The 22,016-nt window shown below is 74.6% G+C and carries 10 protein-coding genes; 2 read left to right on the forward strand and 8 right to left on the reverse strand.

Annotation, left to right across the window (positions count from 1 at the left end; all coding sequences use genetic code 11):
- Positions 1 to 17: 17 nt before the first annotated feature.
- The 8 genes from HHX33_RS22645 to HHX33_RS22680 are packed head-to-tail and all read right to left on the reverse strand — an operon-like array spanning position 18 to position 7,046.
- Positions 18 to 389, reverse strand: a complete 372-nt coding sequence (locus HHX33_RS22645) for a holo-ACP synthase (protein WP_111701594.1) — start codon at positions 387 to 389, stop codon at positions 18 to 20.
- Complete coding sequence (locus HHX33_RS22650; protein WP_220499449.1) at positions 389 to 1,618, reverse strand: acyl-CoA dehydrogenase family protein; 1,230 nt, start codon at positions 1,616 to 1,618, stop codon at positions 389 to 391. Before HHX33_RS22650 ends, HHX33_RS22645 begins: the two co-directional genes overlap by 1 nt.
- Positions 1,611 to 2,207: a hypothetical protein gene (locus HHX33_RS22655; RefSeq protein ID WP_182876382.1), complete on the reverse strand. Its 597-nt coding sequence runs from the start codon at positions 2,205 to 2,207 to the stop codon at positions 1,611 to 1,613. The genes HHX33_RS22650 and HHX33_RS22655 overlap by 8 nt, the downstream gene beginning before the upstream one ends.
- The gene (locus HHX33_RS22660; RefSeq protein WP_182876383.1) at positions 2,204 to 3,055 is read right to left on the reverse strand and encodes a hypothetical protein; all 852 of its coding nucleotides are present in this window, start codon (positions 3,053 to 3,055) and stop codon (positions 2,204 to 2,206) included. Before HHX33_RS22660 ends, HHX33_RS22655 begins: the two co-directional genes overlap by 4 nt.
- A 9-nt stretch (positions 3,056 to 3,064) precedes the next feature.
- Entirely contained in the window at positions 3,065 to 3,337 is a 273-nt protein-coding gene (locus tag HHX33_RS22665; protein WP_111701597.1) for an acyl carrier protein, read from the reverse strand.
- A gap of 31 nt (positions 3,338 to 3,368) precedes the next feature.
- Positions 3,369 to 4,706, reverse strand: a complete 1,338-nt coding sequence (locus HHX33_RS22670) for a type III PLP-dependent enzyme (RefSeq protein ID WP_182876384.1) — start codon at positions 4,704 to 4,706, stop codon at positions 3,369 to 3,371.
- Positions 4,703 to 6,088: an ATP-grasp domain-containing protein gene (locus HHX33_RS22675; RefSeq protein WP_111701599.1), complete on the reverse strand. Its 1,386-nt coding sequence runs from the start codon at positions 6,086 to 6,088 to the stop codon at positions 4,703 to 4,705. Before HHX33_RS22675 ends, HHX33_RS22670 begins: the two co-directional genes overlap by 4 nt.
- Before the next feature lie 10 nt (positions 6,089 to 6,098).
- Positions 6,099 to 7,046 carry a ketoacyl-ACP synthase III family protein gene (locus HHX33_RS22680; protein WP_138462464.1) on the reverse strand — a complete coding sequence of 316 codons (948 nt, stop codon included), beginning with the start codon at positions 7,044 to 7,046 and terminating at the stop codon, positions 6,099 to 6,101.
- A gap of 212 nt (positions 7,047 to 7,258) precedes the next feature.
- Here HHX33_RS22680 and HHX33_RS22685 point away from each other — a divergent pair, with 212 nt between their 5' ends.
- On the forward strand, positions 7,259 to 9,046 hold the full coding sequence (locus tag HHX33_RS22685; RefSeq protein ID WP_182876385.1) for a condensation domain-containing protein: 1,788 nt from the start codon (positions 7,259 to 7,261) through the stop codon (positions 9,044 to 9,046).
- On the forward strand, positions 9,043 to 21,915 hold the full coding sequence (locus tag HHX33_RS37325) for a type I polyketide synthase (RefSeq protein ID WP_182876386.1): 12,873 nt from the start codon (positions 9,043 to 9,045) through the stop codon (positions 21,913 to 21,915). Before HHX33_RS22685 ends, HHX33_RS37325 begins: the two co-directional genes overlap by 4 nt.
- The last annotated feature ends 101 nt before the right edge of the window (positions 21,916 to 22,016 follow it).

Below are 22,016 nucleotides of genomic sequence, written 5' to 3' on the forward strand. Positions count from 1 at the left end.
GGCCGCTCCTGATGTGCTCACGACCAGGCCGCCGCGACGGCGACGACCAGGTCACCCTTGTGTGTGATGGAGACGTCGACGCCGCGGACGCCGGCGGCGTCGGCGGCCGTGCGGGCGGCGCCCTCCAGCGTGACCTCGGGGGCTCCGGAGAAGGCGCGGGCGACCACGATCTCGCGGGGCGCGACGCCCTGGAAGAGCCCCATCCGGAACACCTTGAGCACGGCCTCCTTGGCGGCGAACCGGCCGGCCAGGAACTCCCTGCCGCGCTCCTCCGACAGGCCCTTGGCCGCCGCGAGTTCCGCCGGGGCGAACGCGTAGTCGTCGAACCAGCGGCGGGCGCGCAGCCGGTCCAGTTCACCGATGGACATCAGGTCGACACCGACACGCATCAGACCACCCCTTCGACCACACGTCCGGGGCGGACGTCCCGGTCTCGCGATGTGAAATAGTCGTCCCGCAACAGCCCCTGGAAGACGCCGCGGCGGTGGATGTTGCCGGTGCCCTCCATGAACTCGAAGGCCCGCACGTCCCGGTACAGCTTGTCCAGCCGGGGATGCTCGACCAGCGACGCCGGGCCGAGCAGCCGGGCCGCCAGCAGGGTGGCGTCCTCGGCGAGGCGCGCGGCGCGCATCTTGACGCCGCTGACCCGGAACGTGTTGGGCGACCCGGCGTCGATCTCCGCCGCGACGTCGCGGAGGAGGCGGCGCAGCCGGTTCAGCCGGTCGATCGTGCCGTCGACCTCGGCGCGGTCCGCGCCGGCGAGCGCGGGCCGCTGTTCCAGCACATAGTCGCAGGCCGCCCGGCCCACGCCCAGGGCGAACGCGGCGACGCTGGGCCGGAACCACAGCATGGCCTGCAGCGCCCCCTGCAGCCCGCGCCGGCTGCGCGGCCGGTGGCGGCCGAGCACCCGCTCGGGCGGGATGCGCATCCCGTCGAAGCGCAGCCGGCTGATCCGCGCCCCGCGCAACCCGATGATCGGGAGCGTCTCGGCGTGGAATCCGGGGTCACCGGTGTCCACCATGACGGCCTCGATGCCCCACGGTCCCGAGGCCCGGCGGCAGAACACCACACCGACCCGCGCGTGCGCGCCGTTGCCGATGTACATCTTCTCGCCGCTCAGCACCCATCCGTCGCCGGAGGGATCGGGGTCCAGGCGGGCCGTGAGCTCGGTCGCCGCCGAGCCCTTCTCCGGTTCGGTCAGCGCGAAGAAGGCCCACGTGGGCCAGTCGGAGGTCCGGCCGAAGAACCAGTCCTGCTGCGCCTCGTCGGCCAGGGCCCGCAGGACCACCGTCGACAGGGCGGGCCCCGGGCTGGCCAGCGTCATGCCCGGATCGCCGTACGCGAGCCACTCCGCCGCGAGGATCCACTCGGCGCACGAGGCCTCCGCGGGCACGAAGGACGGCAGGAGGTCGTCGTGGCGGGCGAACCGCGCCGGGGTGAGCATGTGCTGCTGGAGCCGTACGGCGGGCAGGTGGAGGAACCGGTGGATGGCGTCCGGATCGGCGTCGAGCTCCGCGCCCGGTTCGCGCAGTTCCCGCGCGGCCTCCCGGAAGTACTGTTCGAGCGCGTCCATCCGCTCGCCGCGCGTGTCCAGGGCGTACGGCGCGGTCTCAGGCATGGTGGTCCTCCGTCTCCAGCCGTACGCGGTGGTCCGGGCCGGGCTGGAGGTAGACGTTCCCCGCCACCTCGGCCAGGTAGAGGTCGGCGCCGGGCCCCTCGGCGAGCATGCCGTATCCGCCCAGGAGGCGGAGCAGGACCCGGCCGGTGCAGGTAAGGCGCTGGTGGCGGGCCCAGCGGACGTCTCGGCCGGTCTCCTCCTCCGGTTCCGCCGCCTCCTCCTGCAACTCCATCGCGACGTCGGCCAGGTCTGCCTGGAGCTGCGGCCGCGCCAGCAGGCTGGTGCCCTCGCTGACCCGTTCGCCCAGGCGGGTGATCGTGTGCGCCAGCGTCCGGCGGAGCACGGTGTGCTGCAGCGCGAGCAGGCCCTCGGCGAACCGGGCGGCCGTCGCGTCGTCGCGGGCGCTGCCGGCGGACGCGGGCACGCACGCGAGCCCGAAACGGCTGAACCTGCCCGGCCCGGCCACGCCGAGCGCCTCCGCCGAGGCGAGGACGCATCCGGACGGCGAGGCGACGAACCCGCCGGACGTCACGTCGGCGTGCAGGGCGTCGAGCAGGGGCGGGTAGCTCCCGAGAACGGCTGTGGTCATCGGCGCTCTCCCCCGGTGGCGGCCTCGCGGCGGGTGAACGTGGCGACGTGGCTGATCCCGGTGCGCGGATCGGTGTCGCCGAGCACGATCGTCCGGTAGGCGGCGCCCCATTCGACGTGGTGCCTGGCGAACTCCAGCCAGACCCCGGTGCAGTAGGAGCCGGGCGGCGCCTGGTGGGCCTTCGGCCCGGCCGGACCCGTCTCGGCGGCGTCGGCCCACGAACCGGTCACCACCAGCCGGTCCCCGGGATCGGAGCCCTCCGGCAGCCCGGGCGGCTCGTCGAGCAGGGCGGCGAGAGCCCGGTGCGGCCCCGCCGAGGCGAGCCCGGCCAGTTCCCAGCCGCCCGCGCCGCCGAGCACCAGCAGCACCGCCGAGTCCACCAGGTCGCCGTCCTGGACGAACGGCTCCGGGTAGGGATACGTCGTCTGCTCGACGACCAGCACGGCGGCGCTGTGGCAACGCCCGGACCGCAGATAGGCGCCGGCGATCCGCAGTGCCGTGAACGGTGCGCCGAGCCCCTGCTCGGAGACCGCGAAACTCATGGACCGGCCACCGAGCACGTGACCGAGGTGCGCCGCCAGGGTCTTCTCCGGCGCGTGCGGGTCGGGCAGCGCGTACGCGACGATCAGCAGGTCCGGACCGGGCAGCGGGCCGGGGGCCGCCCGCAGCACCCCCTCGGCGAGCTCCAGGAAGGTCGCGTTGCTCCCGCCCGCCGCGAACGACGTGTCGAAACGCATCCCGTACGGGGCGAGCACACCCTCGTTGAACTCGGCGATGTCGGGTTCGAAGTGGCACGGACGGGTGGTGCGCGGCACGTAGGCGACCGCGGTCTCCAGTGACAGGGCCATGACGGTGCGTCAGCCGGCGTTGCCGGTGGAGACGAGGTCCACGAGCCCCTGGAGGTAGTCGACCAGGGTGCCGATGGTGCGGAAGCTGTCCATGTCGAGACCCTCGGGGTCGATCTCGACGACCATCGTGTCCTCCACGGCCATGAGCAGTTCGAGGATCGACGTGGAGTCGAGCTGAAGGTCGTCGAACAGCCGGGTGTCCTCCGTCACGTCGGGCACGTCCCGCTGGAGCACCTCGCCGACGGCCCGGACGACCGCTGCCACTATCTCGGATCGGTTCATTGCCGGTCTTCCCTTCTCACTGTGGGACTGTTCACTGCGCGACGGGCTGTGCGACGGGCTGTGCGACGGGCTGTACGGCGGTCGGCTCCGCCGCGGGCCCGGCGGCCGGGCCCGGCCGGTCGACGAGGACCTGCCTGCCCAGCAGGTCCTCGACGGTGTCGCGGTGCCGGACGAGATGCGCGGCGCCGCCGGAGACGAGGACCTCGGCCGGGTATCCGTGGCTGAGGAACAGCACCGGGGACGACGTGGGCCCGTAGGCGCCCGAGCGCTCGACCCCGATCAGGTCGCCGGGCCGCACCTCGGGCAGGGCCACCTTGCGGCCGAGCACGTCGTCGGGGGTGCACAGCGGGCCGGTGATGGTGTAGCGGCGGTCGGCGAGCTCCCCGGGGTGGTCGATCGACCGGATGGGGAAGTTGCGCTTGACGAAGCTGCCCACCCCGACGGCGGCCATGTGGTGGTTCATCCCGCCGTCGGTGACGACGAACCACTCCCCCTTCGACTGCTTCACGTACCTGGCCCGGACGACGTACGTGCCGGAGCGGCCCGCGAGGTAGCGGCCGAGTTCCATGATCACCCGGCAGTCCGGGTGTTCCGCGGCGAACTCCCCGACGACCGCGTTGACCCCGTCGGTCAGCCGGTCGATGTCGAGGTCCTTCTCGTTCTCGAAGTACGCGATGCCGAGGCCCCCGCCGATGTCGACGGTTTCGAGCGGGAAGCCGAGCGTGGCGCTCAGCTCGCGCGCGGCGGCGAGGATGCCGGCGGTGTTCTGGACGACGCCGTCCTCGTCGAGGATGCGGGTGCCCATGTACGCGTGGATCCCGGCGACGCGCACGTTGCGCAGCGCGCGCAGCGCCGGCGCGCTCTCCAGCAGCAGCTCGTGGTCGATGCCGAACTGCCGGGGCTTGCCGCCCATCGACAGGCGGGCCCCCTTGGTGGTGAACGCCGGGTTGACCCGCAGCAGGACGCGGGTCCCGGGCCGGCCGAGCCGGTCGAGCGCGGCCAGTTCTTCGAGCGACTCGCAGACCACGGCCGCGATGCCGTCCTCCAGGCAGGCCCGGAGCTCGCCCTCGGACTTGCCCGGCCCGAGGAAGATGACGTCGTCCGGCGCCGCGCCGGCCCACCGCGCCGTCGCGAGCTCCGCCATCGAGGACACCTCGAGGCCGGCGCCGAGCGACCGCATGACGGAGCAGACGCTGACGTTCGGGTTGGCCTTGGCCGAGTAGAAGATGTCGACGGCGGGATGCAGGCGCCGCCGGAGCTCCGTGTAGGCGTCGGTCAGCACATCGGCGTCGTAGATGTACAGAGGGGTGCCGAACCGGTCGGCGAGATCGGCGACCGGAATGCCCTGCACGGCGTACGCGTCGGTCATGAGTCCTCCCTGGGCTGGATCACGCCGGCGAGAGCGGCCTGGACGGCCCTGTCGAGCGCGGTCAGCCGGTCGTGGTCAGGAGCGGTGAGCAGGGTGTAGAGCCGGCCCTGGTGCGGCGTGCCGTCACCGGTACCGGCGTTGCCGGCGCCGATGTTCACCGTGCCGAAGCAGGTGACGATCAACCGGCCGCCGGACGCCGGGAACAGCAGCGGGCCGAGGACCCGGCGCAGGTCGTCGAAGACGAGCGGCGCCGCGGACCGCACCGGGTAGTGCCGGGCGAGGGCGACGTGACCGGGGGCGTGGAAGCGCTCGGTCATCCCGCCCTGGTAGGTCGACATGTTGAACCTGGCGTTGATCTCCAGGACGGGGTGGACCCGTTCGTCGTCCGCGACGATGGCGTCGATGCCCGCCACCCCGAAGAACCCGTCGGCGGCCAGCCGGCCGCCCACCTCCTCGGCGGCGCGGCGCAGCAGCGCGTGCTGGTCGTCGTTCAGGTCCGCGGGCATGAGGTGCCCCTGGTGGACGCCGCGCTCGGTCAGCGCCTGCTTGACGAAGTCGAGCCGCACGCCGCCACGGCGGTCGACGGTGATCTGGTAGTTGAGGTCGGCGCGCTTGGGGATCCAGTGCTCGACCACCAGCGCGACGCGGTCGTCGCCGGTGCGGGCCGCGCGCCGCTCCAGGATGCGCACCAGCCGGTCGGCCTTCGCCGCGGTGTCGAGCACGACCAGCCCCTTGCCGGAGACGCCGTACGCGTCCTTGACCACCACCGGTCCCGGGAGGCCGGCGGCCTGGGCGAGCGCGTGCCGCAGCTCGCCGAGCGTCTCGCAGCACCATCCCGGCACGGGGGGCAGCCCGAGCTCCTCGGTGATGCGGCGGCTGTAGATCTTGCTGTTCACCCGCTCGAACGTCGCGGCGTCCGGCACGGCCAGCGGCACCTGGGCGGAGACCGCCAGCTTCTCCTCGAACTCCGAGGTTCCCATGGGGATGAGCCGGGCGCCCCGCCGGCCGAGGGCGCTCAGCCGGTCGAGCGCCTGCGGTGAGTTCAGCAGGTCCTCCGCGGTCGACCTGTCCCCGGTCGTCGTCTCCGGCACGAGCACCGCCGGAAGGCCGATCCCGAGATCCTCGCCGAGGTAGCGGAGGTAACCCTGGTCGGGCGCGTTCTTGACGAGGATGACGTCGCCGGGCCCGGCGAGCAGGAGGCCGAGCTCCTCCATCCGCTGGACCACTTCCGTCGGCGCCGCCGCCGGCGCCGGCAGGCCGATGTGGTGGCGCGCCCACTGGGTCTCCACCTCGAAGTTGCACAGGAAGGCCAGCGGCGTGGCCGGATCCCCGGTCAGCGCGGTCTTGAGCCGCCGGAGGTAGTCGGTGCTCTCACGTGTCACAGCGTTGCCCCTATCCGCCGATCACCATCGCGGCGTACGTCGCGCCCAGGCCGACGGCGGCGAGCAGATACACGCCGTCGTCGCGCAGCCGGCCCTCGTCACGCATGCTGGCGAGATTGATGAATGGGTCCGATCCGAAACAGTGGCCGAGCCGGGGAACGTTGTCGAGATAAATTCGCTCGACCCCGAAACCCAGTTCGCGGATTACGCTCCGCCACGACGAGTTGTTCACGTTGTGCGGCACGATCATCGTTATCTCCTCCGGCCTCAGGCCCGCCTCGTGAACGGCCTGGCGAAGGATCTCCACAACGGTCGGCGTGTAGGAGGTGAAGAAATCCGCGAGCACGTCGGGCTGCGGCCGGTACAGCTGCGCGTATTCGCCGCGCGTCCGCACCGCGTACGACCTGATGCGCCGGCCGGCGCCGCCCACGCCGACCAGGCAGGCGGCCGACCCCTCCCCCATCAGCGTCGTGTTGGGGATCACGGAGAAGATCCGCGAGGTCGGCTTCTCACCGGTCACGACGAGGGCGCGCGCCTCCGCGTCACCGTCCGCCAGCAGGAGCTGTACGGCGACGTCGACGGCGGCGAGCCCGCTCGCGCAGTTCTGCTGGGTGACCGCGAACGCCTCGGCCTTCGGCAGGTCCAGCCTGCGGCAGAGCTCCTGAGCCGTGCTGACGTGCGCGGGAGCGACGTCCGGCGCGGTGTGCGCGTAGATCAGGTAGCGGATCCGGTCCCGGTCGGCCGCGGTGGGGACGAGCGCCCGGGCCGGGGTGCTCAGCAGGTCGATCAGGTCGAGGTCGGGGTCCATGGGCAGCCGTGCCAGTCCGTGGACGCGCTGGAACAGCCGGAGCTGGTGCCGGTTGATCCCCATCCGGTCGGCCACCTCCTCGATGGCGACCGACCGGCGCGGTACGAAACCCTGCACCGCCTCAATGGCCGGGACGGGGGCGGTGGGCATGACACGTGCCTCCACATGCGTCTTCGGATTCAAACGAAGCACACGCTAGGCCGAGCCACCCGGGATGGATATTGGGGTTTTCCCTACCATCACCCACCGGCCCCGCCGGGCGAGAGATGTGGAGATTTCCCCAATAGGCCGCCGGCCGCCCGGTTAATACCCTCCGTGTGAAATTCTTCGATCCCCCGAGCGCTGAGTGTTCAGGAGGCGGCATGGGTGGCCTGGTATTCACCGAACGCATTCACGTGAAATACGCCGGGGGACGCGCGGTGGAGGCGCCGCTGACGCTCGGGCAGATCAACACCCTCGAATGGCTCGGCGACGACACCCGGGCGGGGCTCTACCGCATGATGGAGTGGGCCGTCACGGTGCCGGACGGCACCACCCTGCGCGACGTGACCGACACCCTCGCGGTCCTGGTGGAGCGGCACGAGTCGCTGCGTACCTCCTTCGTCACCGGCGACGGGCGGCGCCAGGTGGTGTCGGGCTCCGGCCAGGTGGCCGTCGACGTGTACGAGACCGACGCCGCCGCCGGCTCGCCCGTCGGCCCCGAGGAGGTCACCGACCTCATCTCGGCGTTGCAGGCCGCGCCCGTGGACGACGTGGCGGACTCGCTCTTCCGCGCCGCCGTCGCCATGCGCGACGGCGCCATCAGGGTGGTGCTCATCGCGTGCAGCCATCTCGCGGTCGACTGCGAGAGCCTGGCCGTGGTCGTACGGCAGTTCAACCATCTGATCCGCCACCCGGACGAGCGCCACGCGGGGCCCCTCACGCACCAGCCCGCCGACCAGGCGCTCGTCGAGAACTCCGCCCGCGGCCGGCGCCGCGCCGAGGCGTCGCTCCGGTACTGGCGGCAGCTCACGTCACGGATGCCGCAGAGCCTCTGCGCGATGCCGCGGCCGGCCGGCGGTGACGAACGCGAGGTGCACCACGACTACGCGGTGCCGGCCTCCGGCGGCGAGGGACAGCCGCTCGGCTGCTGGCTCGACTCGCCCGCGCTGCGGCTCGCGCTGCCGCACATCGCGGCGCGTACGCAGACCACGCTGCCCATGGTCCTGTCGGCCGCGTTCTGCGCGGTGGTCTCCTGGCGCACCGGCGTCACCGACCTGGTGTTCGCCTCGCTGGCGAACAACCGGATCGGCAGGGAGATGCACGACTACGTCGGCACCCTGGCGCAGGACAGCCTGCTCGCCGTCGACGCCGGCACCACCAGCTTCGACGAGCTGGTCCGGCGGACCGGCGGCGCGACGCTGCGGGCCGCCATGCACGGGCTGTACGAGGTCAGGCTGCTCCAGGACCTCCAGGAGGAGATCGGCGACCGCCGGGGCACGCTGTTCCAGCGGGACTGCGCCTCCAACATCAACATCTTCTTCGACGGCGAGACGCGGCCGTCCGGGCCGCCGGAGGCGGCACAGGAGGCGCTCCCGCGGACCGCCCTCCGCTGGCACATCCCGCCGTACTTCCGGGTGCTGCTCCTGATGCGGGTCATCGACTCCGACGGCGAGCCGCTGCTCGGCCTGACCACCGGCCACGCCGACCTGATCCCCGCGGCCGAGATCGAGGCACTGCTGCTCGGGATCGACCGGCTGCTCGCCGCGGCCGCCGCCGGTGACGTCGATCTCCGCCGGATGACCGAGATCACCGGGCTGACGCCGGTCGTCCGCGGCCCGGAGTGGCTGCGGGTGGACAACTGCTGGATCGAGCTGCCGGAGGTGCAGGCGGTGGTCGACGAGGCCGTCCAGGCGCCGGCCCGGGTGTTCGCCGTGCCGGACGACGACGGCCGTCCCGTGCTGACCGCCTACGTCGCCGCGGGCGGCGCGGTCAGTACGCCGCGGGAGGCCCACCGCGCCTGCCTGGGCCTGCTGAACGGGCGGTACTCCGCGATGGCGCCCGGCCGGTACGTGATCTGCGCCCGAGCTCCCGAAGACACCGGCGACCCGGGCGCCTGGCGCCGCCAGCCCGTGCTCGCCGAGGGCGACGGCCGGGAGGCACAGCGATGAGCCACGCCGAGCCGATCGCCGTACTCGGCCTGGCCTGCCGGCTTCCGCAGGCGCCCGGCCCGGACGGCTTCTGGCGGCTGCTGCGGGCGGGGAAGGACGCGATCACCGATCCGCCGCCCGGCCGGCCGGAGGTCGCGCAGGGACACCGGCCCGGAGGCTTCCTCGACCGGATCGACGAGTTCGACGCGGAGTTCTTCGGGATCTCACCGAACGAGGCCGCCGTCATGGACCCCCAGCAGCGGCTCATGCTGGAGCTCGCCTGGGAGGCGCTGGAGAACGCCCGGATCGCGCCGACCTCCATAAGGGACCGCCACGTCGGTGTGTTCGTCGGCACGATGTCCGGCGACTACGGCACGGTGCTCCACCGCAACGGGCTCCAGGGGATCACCCGGCACACCCTGACCGGCTCCAACCGCGGCGTCATCGCCAACCGGATCTCCTACCACCTCGGCCTGCGTGGCCCGAGCTTCGCCGTGGACAGCGGCCAGTCGTCGTCGCTGCTGGCCGTACACCTCGCCTGCGAGAGCCTCCAGAGCGGGGAGGCGGAGCTGGCCGTGGTGGGCGGGGTCAACCTGAACATCGTGCCCGAGAGCACCGTCGGCGCGGAGCGGTTCGGCGGGCTGTCGCCCGACGATCGCTGCTTCACCTTCGACGCCCGCGCCAACGGTTACGTCCGGGGCGAGGGCGCCGCGGCCGTCGTGCTCAAGCCGCTGCGCCGCGCCCGGGCCGACGGGGACCGGATCCACTGCGTGATCCTGGGCAGCGCCGTCAACAACGACGGGAACACCGGCACGCTCACCGTCCCGAACCGTGAGGCGCAGGAGCGGGTGATCGAGCTGGCGACGCGCCGCGCGGGCGTCGGCCGGGACGAGGTCCAGTACGTCGAGCTGCACGGCACCGGCACGCGGGTCGGCGACCCGATCGAGGCGGCCTCGCTCGGCGCGGCCCTGGGAACGGGACGGCCGGACGGCGACCGGCTCGCCGTCGGCTCGGTCAAGACCAACGTCGGGCACCTGGAGGGCGCGGCGGGAATCGTGGGCCTGCTCAAGGTGGCCCTCAGCCTCGCCCATCGGGAGCTCCCGCCGAGCCTGAACCACGTCACGCCGAACCCGGAGATTCCGCTGGACCGGCTGGGCCTCCGGGTCCAGACCGAGCTGTCCCCGTGGCCGAGGCCCGACCGGCCCCTGGTGGCGGGCGTGTCCTCGTTCGGCGTGGGCGGCACCAACTGTCACGTCGTGCTGGGCGAGCCCCCGGCGGAGCGTCCGGTGACGCGCCCGGCGGCACGCCCGGGAGAGCCCTCGGTGACGCACCCCGCGGAACCCCCGGCCGAGCGCCCGGTGGCGCGGGCCGCTGCCACCGGTGACCTGCTGCTGCCGTGGGTGCTGTCCGCGAAGACCGGGCAGGCCCTGCGGGCCCAGGCCGGACGCCTCCGGGAGTTCGCCGGGGCAGAGCCGCGGCCCGGAACGGCGGACGTGGCGCGCTCGCTCGCCGTGACGCGGGCCTCCCTGCGGGAGCGCGCCGTCGTCCTGGCCGCCGACCGCGCGGGGTTCCTGACGGGTCTCGCGGCGGCCGAACAGGGCAGCCCGGCCGGCCACCTCCTGCGCGGCGGCGCCGACGACGAGGGAACGATGGTCCTCGTGTTCCCCGGGACGCCCGATGACGTCTCCGGCCATCTCGCCACGGCGACCGGGCTGCTGGACCTGCCCACCCCTCCCGGACGGACGTTCCGCCGTCACCTGGAGACGTGCGCGGCGGAGATCGAGCGGTGCACCGGCTGGTCGCCGCTCGACGTCCTGCGCGGCGCGCCCGGAGCGCCCGGCGCCGACGCGCCGGAGGTCGCCCGGCCCATGTCGTTCGCCGTCGCGGTGGCGTTCGCCGCGACCCTGCGGTCCTTCGGCGTACGGCCCGGCGCGGTCGTCGGCCATCTCGACGGCGAGATCGCGGCCGCCTGCGCGGCCGGTCTCCTGACCCTCGCCGAGGCCGCCGGCCTGATCGTCCACGGCGGCGCGGAGTCTCCCCCGGCCGGCCCGCCTGATTCCTCCGAACCGCCGTTGCCCGCCGCGGCCGTGCCCGCCGCGACAGCCCCTGACGCGAGCGTGCCGGACGCAGGCGTACCGGACGCGGGCACGCTCGACGTGACGGCGCCGGATGACGGCGAGATCCCCTGCTACTCGACGCGTACGGGCGGCAGGCTCGACCGGGCCGCCGTCGGCGCCGCCGCCGGAGCCACACCCGCCGACGTCCCCGACCGGCTCGGTCCTCTCGTCGGCACTCTGACCCGCGAGGGCCACCGGGTCTTCGTCGAACTCGCGACGCATCCCGTGCTGACCGGCGCGACAGACGCCGCCTTCGCCGCGGGGCCCGACCACGACGGCGTGCTGCGGTCGACGGCGCTGGCCTACGTCCACGGGGCCGACGTCGACTGGCCGGCCGTGCTCGGAGACGAGGCGGCCCTGGTCGACCTGCCGACGTACGCCTTCCAGCGCACGTCGCACTGGGTCACTCCGACCGCCACGCAGGCGACCGAGCCGGCTCCCTCCCCCGCCCACTCCGTGGTCACGACGTCAGCGCGGGACGACTCCGCCTGGCGGCGCGTGACGTCCGAGCTGCCGGAGGCGGAACGGCAAGCGGCAGCGGTCACCCTGGTCCGCGAGCAGGTCGCCGACCTCCTCGGCCACGCGGCCCCGGAGGCCGTCGGCGTGCGGCAGACCTTCGGCGATCTCGGCTTCGACTCCCTCACCGGCGTCGAACTGAGCCACCGGCTGAGCGCCGCGACCGGGCTGCGCCTGCCGGAGACGCTGGTCTACGACCATCCCACGCCGGTCGCGGTCGCCGAGCACCTGGTCGGCGAGGCAGGCGGCCCGGCGGCCACCGTGACGGCCGGTACGACTGCCGCTGCGACCGCCGCCGTCGCGGAGGCGGCCGACGATCCGATCGCCGTGGTGGCGATGGCCTGCCGGTATCCCGGTGGCGTACGGTCGCCCGAGGACCTGTGGCGGCTGGTGGAGTCCGACATTTGCGCGGTGTCCGACGTACCCGCCGACCGCGGCTGGCAGGTCCCCGCCGTCGGCGGGTTCCTGGCCGACGCGGCGGGCTTCGACGCCGACTTCTTCGGCATCTCGCCGCGCGAGGCGCTGGCCATGGACCCGCAGCAACGGCTGATGCTCGAAGTCACCTGGGAGGCCCTGGAACGGGCCGGAATCCCCGCCGCGACGCTCGCGGGCGGCGACACGGGCGTCTACGTGGGCGCCATCCCGCAGGAGTACGGCCCGCGCGGGCACGAGGGACCCGACGAGCTCAAGGGCTACCTCCTCACGGGCGGCACGGGCAGCGTCATCTCCGGCCGGATCGCCTACACCCTCGGCCTCGGCGGCCCCGCCGTGACCGTCGACACCGCCTGCTCGTCGTCGCTGGTCGCCGTGCACATGGCCTGCCAGGCGCTGCGGCTCCGCGAGTGCGGCCTGGCTCTGGCCGGCGGCGTGACCGTGATGGCCTCCCCCACCATGTACACCGAGTTCGGACGGCAGCGCGGGCTCGCCGCCGACGGCCTGTGCAAGCCGTTCGCCGCCGCGGCGGACGGCACGAGCTGGGGCGAGGGCGCGGCGCTGCTGGTGCTCGAACGGCTGTCCGACGCGCGGCGGAACGGCCACCCGGTCCTGGCGCTGATCCGCGGCAGCGCGGTCAACCAGGACGGCGCCAGCAACGGGCTGACCGCCCCCAGCGGCTCCGCGCAGCGGCGGGTGATCCGGGCGGCCATGGCCGCCGCCGGGCTCGGGCCCGCGGACGTGGACGCCGTGGAGGCGCACGGCACCGGCACCTCGCTCGGCGACCCGATCGAGGCCGAGGCCCTGCTGGCCACCTACGGCCGGGAGCGGCCCGCCGACCGGCCGCTGCTGCTCGGCTCGGTGAAGTCGAACATCGGTCACTCCCAGGCCGCCGCCGGGGCCGCCGGGGTCATCAAGATGGTGATGGCCATGGACGCGGGCGTCCTGCCGAGGACGCTGCACGTCGACCGGCCGACCCCCCGGGTGGACTGGTCCTCCGGCGGCGTCCGCCTCCTGACCGAGGCGACCGGCTGGCCGGACGCCGGCCGTCCCCGCCGTGCGGCGGTGTCGTCCTTCGGCATCAGCGGCACCAACGCGCACCTCATCCTGGAGCAGGCCCCGGCCGCCACGTCCCCGGAGACCGCGCCGCCGCCGACCACCCATGCGGACGGCGGGACGCCCGCGACCTGGCTGATCTCGGCCAAGACCGAGCCGGCCCTCCGGGCGCAGGCGCAGCGGCTCAGGGACCACGTCGCCGCCCGCCCCGGCCTCGACGCGAACACCGTCGCGGCGGCCCTCTCGACGGGCCGTACCCTGTTCGAGCACCGCGCCGTGATCACGGCGGCGAGCCGGGCGGCGCTGCTCTCCGGCCTCGGCGCGGTCGCCGCGGGCGAGCCCGCTCCCGGCGTGCTGCGCGCCGCCGGAGGCGCCGGCAAGACCGCCTTCCTGTTCGCGGGGCAGGGCAGCCAACGGCCCGGCATGGGCCGTGAGCTGTACGAGGCGTCCGAGGTCTTCGCGGCCGCGCTCGACGAGGTCTGCGCGCACCTCGACGCACATCTGGCCGCACACGGGGACCGGCCGCTGCGCGACGTCATGTGGGCGCCCGCCGGGTCGGCCGAGGCGGAACTGCTCGGCCAGACCCGCTACACCCAGCCGGCGTTGTTCGCCCTGGAGACCGCGTTGTACGCCCTGGCCCGGGAGCATGGCATCACGCCGGACTACCTCATCGGCCACTCGATCGGCGAGCTCACCGCCGCGCACGTCGCGGGCGTGCTGTCGGCGGCCGACGCCGCGGCGCTCGTCACCGCCCGCGGACGGCTGATGCAGGAGTTGCCGCAGGGCGGCGCGATGGTGTCGATCCGCGCCGCCGAAGACGCCGTGCGCCCGCTGCTCGCCGGGCACGAGGAGGTCGTCGGCGTGGCGGCCGTCAACGGCCCGGCCGCCGTCGTCGTCTCCGGCGACACCGACGCCGTGCTCGACGTCGCGCGGCGCTGCGAGGAGCTGGGCTGGGCGACCCGGCGGCTGAACGTCAGCCACGCCTTCCACTCGCCGCACATGGACGGCATGCTCGGCGACCTCCTCGACGTCGCCGCCGCCCTGACCTTCCGGCCGCCCGCCATCCCCGTCGTGTCCAACCTCACCGGCCGGATCGCCACCCCGGAGGAGCTGTGCTCGCCCGCGTACTGGGTGCGGCACGCGCGCGAGGGGGTGCGTTTCCTCGACGGCGTCCACCGGCTGGCCGAACAGGGCGTCACCTCCTACCTGGAGCTGAGCCCCGACGCCGTGCTCGCGCCGCTCGCGCGGACCACCCTCGCGGCCCTGTCGCCCAAGTCCGGCCCGGCGCCGGAGTTCATGCCGGTCCTGCAGCGCGGACGCCCGGAGGCCGAGACCGCCGACCGGGCCGTCGCCTGGGCCCGGGCCCGCGGCGCGGGCGTGCCCCCGCACCCGGGTCGCGCCGGATGGCCGGCCGCCTGCGCCGACCTGCCCACGTACCCCTTCCAGCATCGGCGCTACTGGCTGACCGCCACCCCCGGTCCGGACGCGTCCGAATCGCGGCCGTCCACGGCCGTCCCCGCCGAGACCCGCTTCTGGGCCGCCGTACGCACCGGGGACACCGGCGCGGTCGCCGACGCGCTCGGAGTCACCGGCACGGACGAGCGGTCGTCGCTGGGCGCCGTCGTCCCGATCCTGTCGGACTGGCACCAGCGGCACAGCGAACGAGCGGCCGCCGACGGACGGCGGTACCGCGTCGCCTGGCGGCCGATCCCCGTGACGGCGGCTCCCGCCCCGCGCGGCGTCTGGCTCCTGGTGGTCCCGGCCGGGTACGCGGACCACGAATGGGTGACCGCGTGCGCGGACGCCCTCGCCGACGGCGGCGCCGACGTCCGGACGATCACCGAGGTGAGCGGCGACGCCGGCCGGGACGTGCTCGCGTCGCGGCTGCGCGCCGCACTGGGTCATGAAAGCACGGGTCACGGCAGCACGGGTCACGGCAGCACGGGTCACGGCAGCACGGGTCACGGCAGCACGGGTCACGGGACCGCAGGTGACGGAGCCGCGCGTGCGGGCGGCGTGCTGTCGCTGCTGGCGCTCGACGAACGCCCGGACCCGCGTCATGCCGAGATCTCGCGTGGCCTTTCGGCGACGCTGACGCTCGTGCAGGCCCTCGGCGACGCCGCGCTCGACGCGCCGCTGTGGTTGCTGACCCGCGGGGCGGTCGGCACCGGCTCCACGGACCCGGTCGAAAGCCCCGCGCAGGAGCAGATCTGGGCGATCGGCCGTTCCGTCGCCCTGGAGCGCCCGCGCTCGTGGGGCGGCCTGGTCGACCTCCCGGCCGACACCCGCTCCGCGCCTCTCCTTCGTACGGCCCTGAACGGGCCCGGACACGAGGAGGAGATCGCGATCCGCGCCGCCGGGCTGTTCGGACGCCGGCTGGTGAGCGCGTCGCGGCCGCCGTCCGCCGGCGAACCCTGGCGCCCGCGCGGAACCGTCCTGGTCACCGGTGGCACCGGCGGCCTGGGCGCCCACGTCGCCCGATGGCTGGCCGCGCGCGGAGCCGAGCACCTGGTGCTCGCCAGCCGCCGGGGCAGGGCCGCACCGGGCGCCGAGGCCCTCGAAGCGGAGCTCACCTCGCTCGGCGCCGCCGTCACCGTCGCCTCCTGCGACGTGGCCGACCGCGAGGCGCTGGCGGAGCTGGTCGGCACCGTGACCGCGGAGCACGGCCCCATCCGGTCGGTGTTCCACACGGCGGGGGTCGGGCGGCGCGTGCCCATCGAGGACCTCACCGCGAGCGATCTCGCGGAGGCGTGCTCGAAGGCGGCCGGCGCCGCCAACCTGGACGAGCTGTTCGGCGAGACCGCGCTGGACGCGTTCGTGCTGTTCTCCTCGATCGCGGGCGTCGGCCTGTGGGCCACCACCGGCCAGGCCGCGTACGCGGCGGCCAACGCCTTCCTCGACGCCCTGGCCGAGCGGCGCCGCGCCCGCGGCCGCACCGCGACCTCGCTCGCCTGGGGTCTGTGGGCCGGGCCGGGGATGGGCGCGGACGCCGTGTTCGCCCGCCACCTGCAGCGGCACGGCGTCGAGGCGCTGCCGCCCGAGCAGGCGATGGCCGCGCTGCAGTACGCGCTGGACGACGACGAGACCTGCGTGACCATCGCCGACATCGCGTGGGAGCGGTTCGTGCCCCCGTTCGCCGCGGCGCGTCCCCGTCCGCTGCTCGACGACCTGCCGGCGGCGCGGGAGGTGCTCCGCGCGCCGGAGGACGCACCCGCGTCCGGACTGTCCGGCCAGGGGCTGCGGCGGGAACTCGCCGCCCTGCCCACCGCCAGGCGGCGCCCGCGGGTGCTGGACGTGGTGCTGAGCCACACGGCGGCGATCGTCGGCGAGTCGGCCGAGGCGGTCGACGCGCGCAGACCCTTCCGCGACCTCGGTTTCGACTCCCTGATGACCGTCGAACTGCCGGAACGCCTCACCGCCGCCACGGGTCTGGCGCTTCCCGCCACGCTGGCGTACGACCACCCGACGCCGGACGCGGTCACCGACCACCTGTACGAGCAGCTCACCGGCACGCCCGATCGCGTCGCGGCCCCGGCCGCCGCCGCGCCCGCGCCGGTGGACCCGGACGCGGATCCCATCGCCATCGTCGCGATGGCCTGCCGCTATCCGGGTGGCGTGCGCTCCCCCGAGGACCTGTGGGACCTGCTGATGTCCGGCGCCGGCGCGGTGTCGGAGTTCCCCACCGACCGGGGCTGGGACCTGGACCGGCTGTACGACCCCGACGGCGAACGACCCGGCACGTCGTACACGAACCTCGGCGGCTTCCTCGACGACGCCGGGGAGTTCGACCCCGCCTTCTTCGACATCAGCCCCCGCGAGGCCGTCGCGATGGACCCGCAGCAGCGGCTGTTGCTCACGCTCGCGTGGGAGGTCATGGAACGCGCCGGGATCGACCCCGCCACCCTGCGGGAGAGCGACACCGGTGTCTTCGTCGGCGCGTCGTCGCACCAGTACGGCGGCGACGGCACGCACGTCCCCGAGGACGTCGCCGGGCACCTGCTGACCGGCACCGCGCCGAGCGTGAACTCCGGCCGCATCGCGTACGGCCTCGGCCTGCGGGGACCGGCCCTGACGGTGGACACCGCCTGCTCGTCGTCGCTGGTCGCCGTCCACCTCGCCGGGCAGGCGCTCCGCTCCGGGGAGTGCGGCATGGCGCTGGTCGGCGCCGCCACGGTGATGGCCACCCCGACCGTGTTCACCGAGTTCAGCAGGCAGCGCGGGCTGGCTCCCGACGGCCGGTGCAAGCCGTTCGCCGCCGCCGCCGACGGCACGGCGTGGAGCGAGGGCGCCGCGATGCTCCTGCTCGAACGGCTCTCCGACGCGACCCGCAACGGCCACCGGGTCCTCGGCCTCCTCCGGGGCAGCGCCGTCAACCAGGACGGCGCGAGCAACGGGCTGACCGCGCCCAACGGCCCGGCGCAGGAACAGGTCATCGCACAGGCGCTCGCCGCCGCGGGGCTCGGCCCGGCCGAGGTGGACGTCGTGGAGGCGCACGGCACCGGCACCGCGCTCGGCGACCCCATCGAGGCCAGGGCGCTGCTCGCCGCGTACGGCCGGGACCGGGAGGCGCGGCCGCCGCTGCTGCTCGGTTCGGTCAAGGCCAACATCGGGCACACCCAGGCGGCGGCCGGAATGGCCGGGATCATCAAACTGGTCATGGCGATGCGGCACGGCGTGCTGCCGAGGACGCCGCACGTCGACCGGCCGACCCCGCACGTCGACTGGTCCTCGGGCGCGGTGCGCCTGGTGACCGAACCGACCGCCTGGCCCGGCACGGGCCGGCCGCGCCGCGGAGGCGTCTCGTCGTTCGGCATCAGCGGCACCAACGCCCACGTCGTCATCGAGCAGCCCGCACCACAGGAGAAGCCGGAACCCGTGCACGGAGAGCCCTCGGCCCACGTGCCCGGAACGCGGACGGAGACGTCGACGCAGGCGCCCTGGCTGATCTCCGCGCGCACGGAGACGGCGTTGCGGGCGCAGGCGGCCCGGCTCCGCGACTTCGCCACGCGTCACCCGGAGCTCCCCCTCGACGACGTCGCTCACGCGCTCGTCACGACCCGGCACCCGTTCGAGCACCGGGCCGCCGTCACCGGCCGGACCCACGCCGAGCTGGCCGAGGCGCTGGACCGGCTCGCCCGTGGCGAAGGTCCTCTCGGCACCGTGACCAGTGTGGTCCAGGGCGTCGCGAAGGCGGCACGGACGGCGTTCCTCTACCCCGAGGGCACCGGGCTCGTCAGCACCGGGCCGGTCAGCACGGGACAGGCAGCAAACGGGCAGATCGGTGACGGGCGGATCGGTTCCGTACCCGGGCTGTACGAGGCGTTCCCGGTGTTCGCCGCGGAGTTCGACGCCGTCCGCGGCGCACTGGACGCCCATCTGGACACTCCCCTGCGCGACATGCTCCGCACCACCCCCGGCACCCTCGGGGACGACTCCTCCGCCCACGCGTCCGCGGCCCGGTTCGCGGCCGACGTGGCGCTCACCCGGCTGCTCGAATACTTCGGGGTCACGCCCGAGTACGTTCTCGGCGCCGGGAGCGGCGAGCCGGCCGCCGCCTACGTCGCCGGCGCTCTCTCCCTCACCGACGCCGCGGCCCTGGCCGTCGCCCTGGGCCGGTTCGCGGGCCAGTTGGCGGGCCAGTTGGCGGACGGGGGCGACGAGAACGCGGCGCTGTGCGAGGTCCGCACGGTCGTCGGGCGCACCCGGTTCGTCGAGCCCGCCATCCCGATCGTCCACGGCTCGACCGGACGGTTCCTGACAGCCCACGATCTGGCCGACCCCGGGCACTGGACCCGCCGGGACACCACCGGAACGTGGGACGGCGCCCGGCTGCTCACCGCCGGCGGGGCGGGCCGTGTCCTGGTGCTCGGTCCCGCCATGCCCGCCCCGACCACGATGCCCACCCCGACCACCATGCCCACGCCCGCCGAGGACGACCCGGCCGCGACACACCAGCCGGCCTCGCCGCATCACGGGACCGGCACACCGCAGCGCCCAGACGCACCGCACCAGGCAGGCACGACGCTCCGCCCGGGCGCGCCTATCGCGGTCGTGCGGCCGGGGCAGGGCGCGGCGCAGGGCCTCATCGCCGCGCTGACCGAGGCGCACTGCCAGGGCCAGGACGTCGTGTGGCGGAACGTCCTCCCCGCCGGGCGGGGCACGCCCGTCGACCTTCCGACGTACGCCTTCGACCAACGGCGGTTCTGGCTTCCGGCGTCCGGCCGGAGCCACGCCTCCGCCGTCTCGCGGGCGGCGGAGCGCCATCCCCTGGTCGACCAGGCGATCGAACTCGACGACGGCGGCATGTTGTTCACCGGTGGCCTCTCGGCGCGTACGCAACCCTGGCTCGCGGACCACGAGGTGCACGGGCGCGTCGTCGTGCCGGGCGTGACGTTCCTGGAACTCTCCGCGTGGGCCGCCCGGCAGACCGGGTGCGCCGAGGTCGTCGAGCTGACGCACAAGGCCCCTCTGATCGTCCCGCCCGAGGGCAGGGTCGAACTGCAGCTCCGGGCCGGACCCGCCGGCCCGGCCGGGCGACGGGAGTTCTCGCTGCGGTGCCGGGGCGAAGGCGAGGCTCGCGGGCGTCCCTGGTCGCAGCTGGCCACCGGTGTGCTCGGCCCGGCCCGGCCCGGCGGTGTCGCGGCTTCGCAGAATGGGACCGCGAAGACGGACCGGCCCGCGGGCGGCGTCCCCGGCGGCGCGGTCCCGATCGAGGTCGGCGACTTCTACCGGCGGTTCAACGCCCGGGGCCATTACGGCTGGGGTCCGGTGTTCCAGAGCGTCCGCGCCGCCCACCGGCACGGCGACGATCTCTACGTCGAGCTTCGGCTGCCCGAGGACCGGCGCCTGCATCCCGCCCTGTTCGGGCCGCATCCGGCTCTGCTCGACGCGACGATGCACGGGCTCGGCCTGGACGGCGCGCCGGAGCGGCTCGTCGACCTGGTCGCCGACGCCGGAGACGGCACCGCGCGGCCCCGCATCCCGTTCATCTGGAACGGGGTCGCCCTCTCCGCACACGACGCGCGTGAGCTCCTGGTGCGGATCTCACCGGCCGGTCCGGGGGCGGTGTCGATCACCGGGTGGGACGAGACCGGCCGCCCGGCGGTCGTCGTCGAGTCGCTGCATCTGCTGCCCGTCGCGCCGGAGCAGCTCGGGCGTTCGGCCGGCCGCCGCGGGGCGTTGTACCGCGTCGCCTGGCCCGTCGTCGAGCCGCCCCACGAGACGCCGTACGAGAGAACGCGGCCCATTGTCACGGCGCACCCGGGTGATCTCTCCGCCGCGTGGGCGGCCGTCGCGGCGGACGGGGAGCCGCCCGCCGCGGTGGTCGTGCCGCTGCCGCCGGACGAGCTCACGCCCGCGGCGGCCCGCCGTGCGACCCGCCGCACGCTGGAACTCGCGCAGCGGTGGCTCTCCGACGACGCCCCCGCCGGCGTACGGCTGGTCTTCCTCACACGGCACGCGGTGGCCGCCCTCCCCACCGACCCGGTCGAGGACCTCGCCAACGCGGCGTCCTGGGGCCTGATCCGGTCGGCTCAGGCGGAGAACCCGGGCCGCTTCACGCTCGTCGACGTCGACGGGACGCCCGCTTCCCGCGACGCGGTCGCGGCGGCGGTGGCCACCGGCGCGCCGCAGATCGTCATTCGAGACGGCATGCTCCATCGGCCGGAGCCGGTGCAGGTCCCCCTGATCACGGGCCGGAACGGCCGGCGCATCGACCCCCAGGGCACGGTGCTCGTCACCGGCGGAACCGGCGGCCTCGGGGCACTGCTCGCCCGGCACCTCGTCACCGAGCACGGCGTACGCCATCTGATCCTGGCGAGCCGCCGGGGCGACGCGGCGGCCGGCGCCCACCGGCTCGTCGCCGACCTGGCCGGCCTCGGGGCCGAGGTCAGGGCCGTCGCCTGCGACGTCGCCGACCGCGGCGCCGTGGAGGCGCTGCTCGCCGCGGTCGCGGCGGACCATCCGCTCACCGCGGTCGTCCACGCGGCGGGCGTGCTCGACGACGCGGTGCTCACCGCCATGTCCGCGCGGCAGGTCGAGGACGTCATGCGGCCGAAGGCCGACGGCGCCTGGCACCTCCACGAACTCACCCGCGGGCTCGACCTGGACGCCTTCGTGTTGTTCTCCTCGGTGGCGGGCGTGCTCGGCACCGCGGGCCAGGCGAACTACGCGGCGGCCAACGCGTTCCTCGACGCCCTCGCCCGCCACCGCCACTCGCTCGGGCTCCCCGCGATGTCGCTGGCCTGGGGGCTGTGGGAGTCCGACGGCATGGGCGGCCGCCTCGGTCCCGCCGACCTCGAACGGATGCGCCGCGCCGGAATCACGCCGCTGTCCGTCCAGGACGGACTGGGGCTGTTCGACGACGCACTCGCCGTGGCGGAGCCACTGATCGTGCCGGCCGACCTGGACCTCGCGGCGACGCGTACCGGAACCGTGGCAGCGCCGGAGCCCGAGGCCGGGCCGGACGTCATGGGCGCGCTGCCGCCGTCGGGCCTCTCACCGGACGAACGGGACGCGCTGCTGCTCGACCTGGTCGTCGGGCAGGTCGCCGAGGTCAGCGGTCACGCCGCGGACTGGATCGAGCCGAACGCCACCCTGTTCGAGCTCGGCCTGGACTCGCTCATGATCGTGGAGTTGCGCAACCGCCTCGCGGCCACCAGCGGGCTGGCCCTGCCCGCCAGCATCGCGTTCGACCACCCGACACCCGCGGCACTCGTCGACCACCTGCGGGACCGGCTGGCCGGAGACCGCGAACCGGCGGACGCCTGATGCCGCCAGGACGCCCGATGTCACGAGACCGTCTGACGTCCCGAGGCCGTCCGACGTCACAAGGTCGTACGGCGTCACAAGGTCGTACGGCGTCACAGGCT

It is taken from the genome of Microbispora sp. H10670 (assembly GCF_014161385.1).
Taxonomy (GTDB): Bacteria; Actinomycetota; Actinomycetes; order Streptosporangiales; family Streptosporangiaceae; genus Microbispora; species Microbispora triticiradicis.

Excerpts from the sequence above, each read along its gene's own strand:
- HHX33_RS22645 (WP_111701594.1), bottom strand. The coding sequence starts at position 389 with ATGCGTGTCGGTGTCGACCTGATGTCCATCGGTGAACTGGACCGGCTG.
- HHX33_RS22650 (WP_220499449.1), bottom strand. The coding sequence starts at position 1,618 with ATGCCTGAGACCGCGCCGTACGCCCTGGACACGCGCGGCGAGCGGATG.
- HHX33_RS22655 (WP_182876382.1), bottom strand. The coding sequence starts at position 2,207 with ATGACCACAGCCGTTCTCGGGAGCTACCCGCCCCTGCTCGACGCCCTG.
- HHX33_RS22660 (WP_182876383.1), bottom strand. The coding sequence starts at position 3,055 with ATGGCCCTGTCACTGGAGACCGCGGTCGCCTACGTGCCGCGCACCACC.
- HHX33_RS22665 (WP_111701597.1), bottom strand. The coding sequence starts at position 3,337 with ATGAACCGATCCGAGATAGTGGCAGCGGTCGTCCGGGCCGTCGGCGAG.
- HHX33_RS22670 (WP_182876384.1), bottom strand. The coding sequence starts at position 4,706 with ATGACCGACGCGTACGCCGTGCAGGGCATTCCGGTCGCCGATCTCGCC.
- HHX33_RS22680 (WP_138462464.1), bottom strand. The coding sequence starts at position 7,046 with ATGCCCACCGCCCCCGTCCCGGCCATTGAGGCGGTGCAGGGTTTCGTA.
- HHX33_RS22685 (WP_182876385.1), top strand. The coding sequence starts at position 7,259 with ATGGGTGGCCTGGTATTCACCGAACGCATTCACGTGAAATACGCCGGG.
- HHX33_RS37325 (WP_182876386.1), top strand. The coding sequence starts at position 9,043 with ATGAGCCACGCCGAGCCGATCGCCGTACTCGGCCTGGCCTGCCGGCTT.